We start from the raw sequence: 9,636 nt of genomic DNA, 5'->3' as shown, positions 1-9,636 counted from the left end.
TTGATAATCATAGAGTTAGAGGGCTAAGCAGGAAGTTTTTTAATGTTAGTTTAAAGATATTATTATTTACAATAGAAAAGGCCATTGCAATATTGAAAATTATACAATACTTTTGCAACAGCCTATTCTTTTAAAATAAATATTTCCTCCCTAAAAAGGTGATTATTTAAGTTAAATAATCAATTTACAGAATCAACTATTGTTGTATTTTTTCACAAAACATTATTGAGATGTTTGGGAAATCAACTTTTTTAGCCTTAGATATTAAAAAAATGCTAAAACAACAAAAAAATAAAAATAATATAACACCTTTAAATTATCTGTATGAAAAGCTTTTAAAATCAAAAAACCAATAAAATCAATGGTTATCTATGCTATTAAAGCTAGTTTTTTAGTGCGGATTTAAACAGTATACAGGAAGTTTTATGGAATATTTAAAATAAATTCTGTCTGTTATATTGACACAATGTGTTGTGGTGGGCTAATAAATGAGTACAATTTTTCCAGAGATTAAAGAAAAAAATTAAAGAATGATTTTCATGGAGAGGCATCCATTAAATTTTTTTGGTCAATTTGTTAAAAAAATAACAATATTTCTGAAGGGATATTTTATGAGAGGAGGTGAAGGCCTGTAGCTTTGACAATTAGAGATACAGGCTGAGGAGATGAAGTACAGTTACTATCCAGGATGTACCTTAAAAACAAAGGCACGGGAACTTGAGAGGTTTGCTTTGGATTCAGCGGAAAAGATGGGGATCACCCTGGAGGAACAGAATGAGTGGCAGTGTTGCGGCGCAGTCTATCCCATGGGGAGGGATGAGATTGCTACCAAGCTGTCCTCTGTGAGAAGCCTTGCAGAAGCAAGGGACAAGGGGGAGAAGCTGGTAACCCTGTGTTCCGCCTGCCACCATGTGATCAAGAGGGTCAATGAAGATATGAGAAGAAAAACAGATATCAGAGAAAAGGTCAACAACTACCTCCAGCTGGATAACTATTACAGCGGCGAGGGAGAGGTAGTTCACCTCCTGGAGGTATTGAGGGATGAAATTGGTTTTGAAGAGCTTTCAAGAAGGGTGGAAAAACCTCTCAAGGGAAGGAAGATAGGGGCTTACTATGGCTGTCTGCTCCTCAGACCTGGAGGGGAGATGAACTTTGATGATCCGGAAGATCCGTCGATTATAGAGGATTTTATAGAAGCACTGGGAGGAGAGGCAGTGAGATACCCATACAGAACCGAGTGCTGTGGAGGTTACCTCATAACGGATAACAGGGAAGTCACAGAGGAGATGACTGGCAATATTATGAGATCTGCAGAGGCTATGGGGGTAGAGGAGATAGTAACAGCCTGTCCATTGTGTAAGTACAACCTGGAGGAGAGGGGAAGGGCTAAGGATATGTCGGTTGTGTACTTTACCGAGCTTATGGCAGAGGCACTGGGAGTTGGATAGTAAAGAGGAGGTAGGAAGGTGGGGAGATCAAAGATAATTCCAGATAGATATGGCAAGGAGATAGAGAGGATCAAGGAGGTCAGCGCTGAGATGATCGGTGACTGCATGCAGTGCGGGAAGTGTAGTGCCGCCTGTCCTGCAACTGGGGGGATGGACATACTTCCCAACCAGATAATCAGGTATCTTCAACTGGGAAGGGTGGATAAAGTAATTGAGAGCAAAACCCTCTGGAACTGTGCATCGTGCTTTACCTGTGCCTCCCGTTGTCCGAGAAATGTGGACCTTGCAAGACTTATGGAAGCTGTACGGCTTATCGTTGTAAGGAAGAGAGAGGCCTCTAAGCTAAAGGCAGAGAGGGTACCTGAGATAATGGCAGACAAGAGGATGCCCCAGCAGGCAGTTGTAAGTGCATTTCGTAAGTATAGCAAGTAGTACTTCAAAGATGTTGTTCAGTGAGGAGGTATAGCGTTGCAGAGGATTGGAGTTTTTGTATGTTGGTGTGGTTCAAATATAGCTGCCACTGTTGATGTGGAGAGGGTAGCTCAGGCAGCAGGTGAAATGCCTGGAGTCAAGTATGCAGTGGAGTATCAATATATGTGCTCAGAGGTTGGACAGAAGATGATGAAGAGGGCAATAGAGGAGCACAAGCTGGACAGAGTTGTAGTGGCTGCCTGCTCCCCCAGGATGCACGAAGCAACCTTTCGTAGAGCTGGTGAGGATGCAGGTATAAATCCATATCTGGTAGAGGTAGCCAATATCAGGGAGCAGTGCTCCTGGGTGCATAAAGATAGGGAGGCGGCAACTGAAAAGGCCATAGCCCTTACAAGGGCTGCAGTAGCCAAGGTAGCCCTCAATAGCGAGCTCATACCAGGAGAGGTAGGGGTGGAGAAGAAGGCCCTTGTAATAGGGGGAGGAATAGCTGGGATACAGACTGCTCTGGATATAGCCGATGCCGGTTACAGGGTGGATATCGTGGAGAAGAGCCCAAGTATAGGTGGAAAGATGGCCCAGATAGACAAGACCTTTCCTACCCTGGACTGCTCAGCCTGCATTCTTACTCCAAAGATGGTAGAGGCTGCCAGGCATCCAAATATAAACCTCTATACCTACAGCGAGGTTGAGAGGGTCAGCGGATATGTGGGTAACTTTCAGGCTGAGATAAGGAAAAAAGCTCGTTTTGTGGATATGGATAAGTGTACAGGCTGCGGAGTATGCATGGAAAAGTGTCCTTCAAAGAAGGCAAAGAGTGAATTTGAGGAGGGACTTACCACCAGGGGAGCCATCTACACTCCCTTTCCTCAGGCTGTTCCCAATGTGCCTGTAATCGATGAAGAGGGCTGTATAAAGATGAAGACAGGTAAGTGCGGTGTGTGTGAAAAGGTATGCCCTGCAGGAGCCATAGAGTTTGATCAGAAGGATGAGGTTATCTCGGAGAAGTATGGGGCCATAGTGGTGGCCACTGGTTACGATATTATAGACCTGGATAAGTTCGGAGAGTATCAGTACAGCAACCATCAAGATGTGGTTACCTCCCTGGAGTTTGAGAGGATAACCAATGCAGCGGGGCCTACAGGAGGGAAGTTTGTGAGACCATCCGACGGGAAGAAGCCAAAGAAAGTAGTGTTTATTCAGTGTGTGGGATCCAGGGACAGGAGTGAGAGGGGGAAATCCTACTGCTCTAAGATCTGCTGTATGTATACTGCAAAGCATGCGATGCTCATAAGGGAAAAGTATCCGGATATAGAGGCCTATGTGTTTTACATAGATGTGCGTACTCCAGGAAAGAACTTCGATGAGTTTCAGAGAAGGGCTGTAGAGGAGTATGGAGTCAACTATATCAAGGGAATGGTTGGAAAGGTATTTCCAGAGGGGGATAAGCTCATGGTTCACGGGGCAGATGCCCTTACTGGGGAGACTCTGGTAATAGACGCTGACATGGTGGTTCTGGCTGCAGCTACAAAGGCCAAGAATGATGCTGTGAACCTCAAGAGAAAGCTAAATATAAGTACCGATACAAATAACTTCTTCACAGAAGCCCACCCTAAGCTCAGACCAGTGGAGACAGCTTCTGCAGGGATATATCTGGCTGGGGCCTGTCAGGGACCCAAGGATATCCCAGAAACTGTGGCTCAGGCAAGTGCAGCAGCTGCTAAAACCATAGGACTGCTGAATAAATCAAAGCTTGTGAACAATCCATGTGTCTCCAAGGTAGATGAGGAAGTCTGCAGCGGATGTCTGGCATGCAGCAAGATGTGTCCCTACGACGCCATCTCCTCCAAGGCTATAGAGGATAGCAGAGGTAAAAGGGTGGTAGCAGAGGTGAATGAGGCTCTCTGTCAGGGGTGTGGAGGATGTACAGTTACATGCCGTCCAGGAGCTGTGGACCTCAAGGGATTCACAAATAAACAGATTTTAGCGGAGGTAGATGCCATATGTCAATAGAAGCCTGTGGGAACACAGCCCAAAGAGATAAGGAGTTCAATCCCCTGATAGTGGCCTTTTGCTGTAACTGGTGCAGCTATGCCGGGGCGGATTTGGCAGGGACAAGCAGGCTGAACTATCCTGCAAATGTAAAAATTATAAGGGTTCCCTGTTCATGCAGGGTGGATGTGAGCTTTATCCTCCGGGCATTTCAGCGGGGTGCAGATGGTGTTGTGGTAGCGGGATGCCATCCTGGAGACTGCCACTACTCCACTGGAAACTACTATACAAGGCGGCGTCTCTCCCTTGCAACCAATCTTATGGAGTTCATGGGGATAGAGAGGGAGAGGCTGAAGGTGGACTGGATCTCTGCTGCAGAGGCCAACAAATTTTCGGATGTGATGAATGGTGTCTTGGAGGGGGTTCATAAACTCGGTCCAAACAGAAAGTTGAGGGATGCTAGATGGAAAAGATAACTGAGAGGATGAGGGCCCTTGCTAAGAAGGCTCTTGAAGATAGAGAGGTAGACAGGATACTTGGCTGGGAGAGGGGAGACATCTGGTGGGAATCATATCCGGTTTTTATAGATAACCCCCAGGAAGCAGGTTCCCTGGTGTGGGATTCCTTCTGTGTGAATAATTTAAGCAAATATCTCATAGAGGATCTCAAGAAGAGCGGAAGGGTTGGAGTATTTTTAAAGGGGTGTGACACCACCTCCTTCAACCAGCTTCTGAAGGATAACAGGGTAGAGAGGGAAAGGGTTGTTATCTATGGGATACCCTGTAGTGGAATGATTGATCCTGAAAAGGTAAGGGAGGAAGGGATAAAAGGCATAAGAGAGGTCAAAAGAGCGGGAGAAGTGGTCACCCTTACCACCAAGGATGGAGAGAAGAAACTTCCTGCAGACAGGGTGAAGTATGATAAGTGCCACACCTGTCTATATCCCAATCCAGTAGTTGCTGATACAGTACTGGGAGATGAGGTAGAGGGAAAAGCCGATAGAGATAAAAGGTTCAGGGGAGTAGAGGAGATCGAGGGTATGTCTCCCGATGAAAGGTATGATTTCTGGGCAGATAACCTGAAGAGGTGTATAAGGTGCAATGCCTGCCGGAATATCTGTCCTGCCTGCAGCTGTACAAGGTGTGTCTTCGAGGATACAGATGTTGCTGGTAAGGGGAAAACTGAGAGCGAGGACAACTTCTTTCACATTACAAGGGCATATCACGTGGCTGGTCGGTGTGTGGACTGTGGCGAGTGTTCCAGAGTCTGTCCCCAGGGGATTCCCCTGGACAGGTTAAATCGTAAAATAATAAAGGATATAGATGAGATCTATGGGGAGTTTCATGCAGGAGCAGATTCTACCACCCCTGCTCCCCTTGTAACATATAGACTGGATGACAGGGAAACATTTTCAGGGAGGGGAGGAAAGTGATGAAGAGGATATCTAAGGAGAGACTGCCAGAGGTGTGGCAGAGGATAAGCGGCATCTTTGATCTGTTCCTTCCCATAAAAAAGGAGAGGACAGTTAACTTTTCCCTGTGGAGGGAGGGAGAGGATGTGGATCTGAAAAACCTCAGAACTGCAGTCTCACCCAAGGAGCTTGTCTTTCCCCAGACGGAGACCTACCTTAAGTTTAAGAGGGAGGGAAAGAGATTAAACCTTCAGTCGGTAGGGGTTCAGGGAGACCCATATGTGATCTTTGGGGTAAGACCCTGTGATCTTAAGGGGATTAAGCTCCTGGACAATATATTTTTATCTGAGCCGGTGGATACCTACTACAGGGAGCACAGGGAGAGGGGAACTATAATCTCCCTAGGATGCTTCGATCCAGAGGAGACCTGTTTCTGCACCTCCTTTGGAGTGGATTCAGGGCAATACTCCACAGGAGCAGATATAGCCCTTTGGGATATAGGGGAGACCCTTCTGTGGGAGGTTCAGAGCCCTAAAGGGGATGAGCTTACCCAAAGCTTATCAGACCTTTTAGAGGAGGTTTCCAGTAGGGATGTTGAGAGGCTGGAGGAACTCAGAGGAGAGCTTAAGAGTAAGGTTGAGGAGCTTCCCCTTGCAAAGATTGACCCTAGAAAGATAGAGGGAACTCAGCAGGAGATATTTGACAAAGAGGAGCTGTGGAACGAGATAAGCAGGAGATGCCTGGCTTGTGGTACCTGCTCCTATGGGTGTCCTACCTGTCACTGCTACGATGTTCAGGACTATAAGTTCGGGGAGCAGGGGGAGAGGTTCCGTTGCTGGGACTCATGTATGTCCTCGGACTTTACCCTCATGGCCCATGGAAACCCAAGGACCACTCAGATGCAGAGGGTGAGGCAGAGGTTTATGCACAAACTTGTATACTATCCTAAAAACAATGGGGGAGAGTACTCCTGTGTGGGGTGTGGAAGATGTGTAGAGAGGTGCCCAGCCCACTTGGATATAGGAAAGGTTATAAAAAAATTAGGAGGTGAGGGATAATGAGCTGCACTTGTCATCAAGATGACCCATTGATGCCCAAGGTAGGGGTTATAGAGGGAATCAGAGAGGATACCCATGATGTAACTACCTTTAAGATAGTAGCACCAGAGGGAGGACAGCCCTTTAACTTCCTCCCGGGACAGTGTGCCATGATATCTGTACCTCCAATAGGGGAAGCTATCTTTTCAATAACCTCCTCTCCAACTGAGGAAGAATATATAGAGTGCAGCATTAAAAGGTGTGGTGCTGTAACAGATTACCTCCACCAGATGGAGGAGGGAGCAGAGGTAGGAATCAGGGGACCCTATGGAAGCAACTTTCCTGTGGAGGAGCTCAAGGGGAATAACCTTCTCTTTATAGGAGGAGGAATTGGTCTGGCTCCCCTGCGTTCTGTAATCAACTATGTAATGGACAGAAGGGAGGAATACGGGAAGGTAGATATCGTCTATGGAGCCCGTACACCAGATGACCTGGTTCATCCAGGGGATATATTTGAGGTCTGGCCGGAAGAAAAGGATACTGAGGTCCATCTCACTGTGGACAGGGAGTGGGATAGCTGGAAGGGACATGTAGGTTTTGTTCCCAGCTATGTAGAGGAGCTAAACTTCAACCGCGACAGAGTGGCTCTGGTCTGCGGACCACCTATTATGATAAAGTACACTATCCAGACCCTTGAGAAGATGGGGTTCAGTAGGGAGCAGATCTATACCACCCTGGAACTTAAGATGAAGTGCGGAGTGGGTAAGTGTGGAAGGTGTAATATCGGGGATAAATATGTATGTAAGGATGGTCCGGTATTCAGAGTGGACGAGATCACGGAACTTCCAGATGAGTATTAGACTGTTATCAACTTAACTTATGATAAAAGTAAGATCGAAGTTTTTTAATAGATTACTTGGACAATAAAGGGAGATTAAGGAGGCATAGGATGTCTAAGAGAGAAATGGTGGATGTATATATATTGGGTAAGAAGTACAGTGTGCCCTCAAGCCTGACAATTATGGATTCCATGGAATATGCAGGATACCGGCTTACAAAGGGGTGCGGGTGCAGATCAGGGTTTTGCGGTGCATGTGCAACCATCTACAGAAGTAAGGGAGAGAAGGAATTAAAGGTGGCCCTGGCCTGTCAGACCACGGTGGAGGAGGGAATGTACTTTACCCAACTTCCCTTCTTTCCAGGGGAGAAATCCTCCTATAATATAGAGGAGCTGGAACCAAGTGCTGATGTAATGGGAGAACTCTATCCAGAGATCTACAGCTGTATCGGATGTAACTCTTGCACCAAAGGGTGTTCCCAGGACCTCAATGTAATGCAGTATATTGCATATGCCCAGAGGGGAGACCTGGAAAGATGCTCCCACGAATCCTTTGACTGTGTAGCCTGCGGGATATGTGCATCTAGGTGCCCTGCCAATATAACCCATTACAATGTGGGACTTCTGGCACGGAGGCTTACTGGAAAGTATATTGCCCCGGAAACTGAGCACCTTAAGGTGAGAGTGGAGGAGGTAGAAGCTGGGGAACACGATGAGGCCCTGATGGAGATGAAAGACAGAAGTATAGAGGAGCTCAAGGAGCTATATAACAACAGGGATATAAGCAGATAGTTTTAGAAGCTATTTTATGCAAGGGTTCAACCTTATATTAGAGAGGAGGGGTTTTGATGTATAGGGAAGAGGAGAGGGAGCTCATAAAGAGGGTGGAAGCAACACGTCCCCAGAGAGTGGGGATAGATTTTCCCAGGATGAGTCCAGAGGAGAAGATAGATGTATTAAATGAAAATCATCCAGACTATAGCGATAAGGGTTTCAGAACTTTGAGGTGTGGAGTAAACAGGGGAGAGAGGGTTCCCCAGGAGCTGGCAGACCTTATAGAGGCCAGAAGCAGGATTGATGCAGAAAATGTCGACCTGGAAATGATAGATTATGATGTGGATGTTCTCATTATTGGAGGGGGAGGAGCGGGAGCAGCTGCTGCTTTGGAAGCCAATGAAAGAGGGGCAAAGGTTCTAATCACTACCAAGCTACGTTTTGGGGATGCTAATACAATAATGGCAGAGGGAGGTATCCAGGCAGCGGATAAGTCGGATGATTCTCCAGCCAGGCACTATCTCGATGTAATGGGGGGAGGACACTATACAAATGTTCCTGAGCTGGCAGCTGCCCTTGTAAAGGACGCTCCTGGAGCAATTAAGTGGCTCAATGATCTGGGGGTTATGTTTGACAAGGAAGATGACGGAACCATGGTGACCACCCACGGGGGAGGAACCTCGAGAAAGAGGATGCATGCAGCTGCAGACTATAGCGGAGCTGAGATCATGAGGGTAATAAGGGATGAGGTTAGAAATAAGGGAATCGAGGTGGTAGAGTTTTCTCCAGCAGTGGAGATCCTCCTGGATACCGAGGGAAAGGCAGCGGGAGCTGTTCTCTGCGATATTGAAACTGGAAGATACCTTGTGGCAAGGGCTAAAACAGTAATCATGGCAACGGGCGGAGCTGGAAGATTGCACTATCAGGGGTTTCCTACCTCCAACCACTACGGGGCTACCGCTGATGGTCTTATAATGGGTTACAGGGTAGGGGCTGAGCTTGCCTTTGCTGATACAATACAGTATCACCCCACAGGGGTGGCATATCCAGCTCAGATTTTTGGTGCCCTCGTTACAGAGAAGGTACGTAGTCTGGGGGCGACTCCTCTGAATATAGATGGGGAGCAGTTTGTATATCACCTGGAAACAAGGGATGTAGAGGCCTCGGCTATTATAAGGGAGTGTAAGGTAAAGGAGAAGGGAGTACCAACCCCTACTGGAGGACACGGGGTATGGCTGGACACCCCCCTTATTGAAATCCTTAACGGCGAGGGAACCATCGAAAAGAGGTTACCGGCTATGCTGAGGATGTATCTGAAATTTGGAATAGATATGAGAAAGGAGCCCATCCTTGTATATCCGACCCTTCACTATCAGAACGGGGGCCTTCTCATCGATGAGAACGGGAGGACTAAGATAGAAAACCTCTATGTAGCTGGAGAGTGTGCTGGGGGAATTCACGGAAAGAACAGGCTTATGGGGAACTCCCTTCTGGATATAATTGTTTTTGGTAGGAGAGCGGGGATCCATGCTGGGAGCAGGTACAGGGATATAGAGGTGAAGGAGCTTACTCTGGATCATATAGAGAGCTATCACAAGGAGCTTGCAGAAAATAAAGTTGAAACAGAGAGAGTTTCTCCCCTACTTCTTCCCAGCTATACCCACGAATCTTAAAATTCAGGAAATAAAAAGGCTCAGATTTATATCT

At 46.8% G+C, this 9,636-nt stretch carries 9 protein-coding genes; all 9 read left to right on the top strand.

Annotated features, from left to right (window positions below; translation table 11 throughout):
• The first annotated feature begins 665 nt into the window (after positions 1–665).
• The gene (locus tag QMG11_RS18125; protein WP_281837734.1) at positions 666–1,448 is read left to right on the top strand and encodes a CoB--CoM heterodisulfide reductase iron-sulfur subunit B family protein; all 783 of its coding nucleotides are present in this window, start codon (positions 666–668) and stop codon (positions 1,446–1,448) included.
• Between the two features lie 18 nt (positions 1,449–1,466).
• Complete coding sequence (locus QMG11_RS18120; RefSeq protein ID WP_281837733.1) at positions 1,467–1,880, top strand: 4Fe-4S dicluster domain-containing protein; 414 nt, start codon at positions 1,467–1,469, stop codon at positions 1,878–1,880.
• A gap of 36 nt (positions 1,881–1,916) precedes the next feature.
• Entirely contained in the window at positions 1,917–3,890 is a 1,974-nt protein-coding gene (locus QMG11_RS18115; protein ID WP_281837732.1) for a CoB--CoM heterodisulfide reductase iron-sulfur subunit A family protein, read from the top strand.
• On the top strand, positions 3,881–4,345 hold the full coding sequence (locus QMG11_RS18110; protein WP_281837731.1) for a hydrogenase iron-sulfur subunit: 465 nt from the start codon (positions 3,881–3,883) through the stop codon (positions 4,343–4,345). The genes QMG11_RS18115 and QMG11_RS18110 overlap by 10 nt, the downstream gene beginning before the upstream one ends.
• Complete coding sequence (locus QMG11_RS18105; RefSeq protein ID WP_281837730.1) at positions 4,333–5,301, top strand: 4Fe-4S dicluster domain-containing protein; 969 nt, start codon at positions 4,333–4,335, stop codon at positions 5,299–5,301. Before QMG11_RS18110 ends, QMG11_RS18105 begins: the two co-directional genes overlap by 13 nt.
• Entirely contained in the window at positions 5,301–6,338 is a 1,038-nt protein-coding gene (locus tag QMG11_RS18100) for a 4Fe-4S dicluster domain-containing protein (RefSeq protein ID WP_281837729.1), read from the top strand. Before QMG11_RS18105 ends, QMG11_RS18100 begins: the two co-directional genes overlap by 1 nt.
• Positions 6,338–7,177: an FAD/NAD(P)-binding protein gene (locus QMG11_RS18095; RefSeq protein ID WP_281837728.1), complete on the top strand. Its 840-nt coding sequence runs from the start codon at positions 6,338–6,340 to the stop codon at positions 7,175–7,177. Before QMG11_RS18100 ends, QMG11_RS18095 begins: the two co-directional genes overlap by 1 nt.
• Before the next feature lie 89 nt (positions 7,178–7,266).
• Positions 7,267–7,947, top strand: a complete 681-nt coding sequence (locus QMG11_RS18090) for a 4Fe-4S dicluster domain-containing protein (RefSeq protein WP_281837727.1) — start codon at positions 7,267–7,269, stop codon at positions 7,945–7,947.
• 56 nt (positions 7,948–8,003) lie between these two features.
• Positions 8,004–9,602: an FAD-dependent oxidoreductase gene (locus QMG11_RS18085; RefSeq protein ID WP_281837726.1), complete on the top strand. Its 1,599-nt coding sequence runs from the start codon at positions 8,004–8,006 to the stop codon at positions 9,600–9,602.
• The last annotated feature ends 34 nt before the right edge of the window (positions 9,603–9,636 follow it).

It is taken from the genome of Propionigenium maris DSM 9537 (assembly GCF_027925155.1).
GTDB classification, from domain to species: domain Bacteria; phylum Fusobacteriota; class Fusobacteriia; order Fusobacteriales; family Fusobacteriaceae; genus Propionigenium; species Propionigenium maris.
This window is presented reverse-complemented; position numbering and strand designations above follow the sequence as displayed.

Bases quoted from the DNA above. Each gene is read 5' to 3' on its own strand.
- QMG11_RS18085 (WP_281837726.1), top strand. From the start codon at position 8,004: ATGTATAGGGAAGAGGAGAGGGAGCTCATAAAGAGGGTGGAAGCAACA.
- QMG11_RS18095 (WP_281837728.1), top strand. From the start codon at position 6,338: ATGAGCTGCACTTGTCATCAAGATGACCCATTGATGCCCAAGGTAGGG.
- QMG11_RS18110 (WP_281837731.1), top strand. From the start codon at position 3,881: ATGTCAATAGAAGCCTGTGGGAACACAGCCCAAAGAGATAAGGAGTTC.
- QMG11_RS18100 (WP_281837729.1), top strand. From the start codon at position 5,301: ATGAAGAGGATATCTAAGGAGAGACTGCCAGAGGTGTGGCAGAGGATA.
- QMG11_RS18090 (WP_281837727.1), top strand. From the start codon at position 7,267: ATGTCTAAGAGAGAAATGGTGGATGTATATATATTGGGTAAGAAGTAC.
- QMG11_RS18125 (WP_281837734.1), top strand. From the start codon at position 666: ATGAAGTACAGTTACTATCCAGGATGTACCTTAAAAACAAAGGCACGG.
- QMG11_RS18105 (WP_281837730.1), top strand. From the start codon at position 4,333: ATGGAAAAGATAACTGAGAGGATGAGGGCCCTTGCTAAGAAGGCTCTT.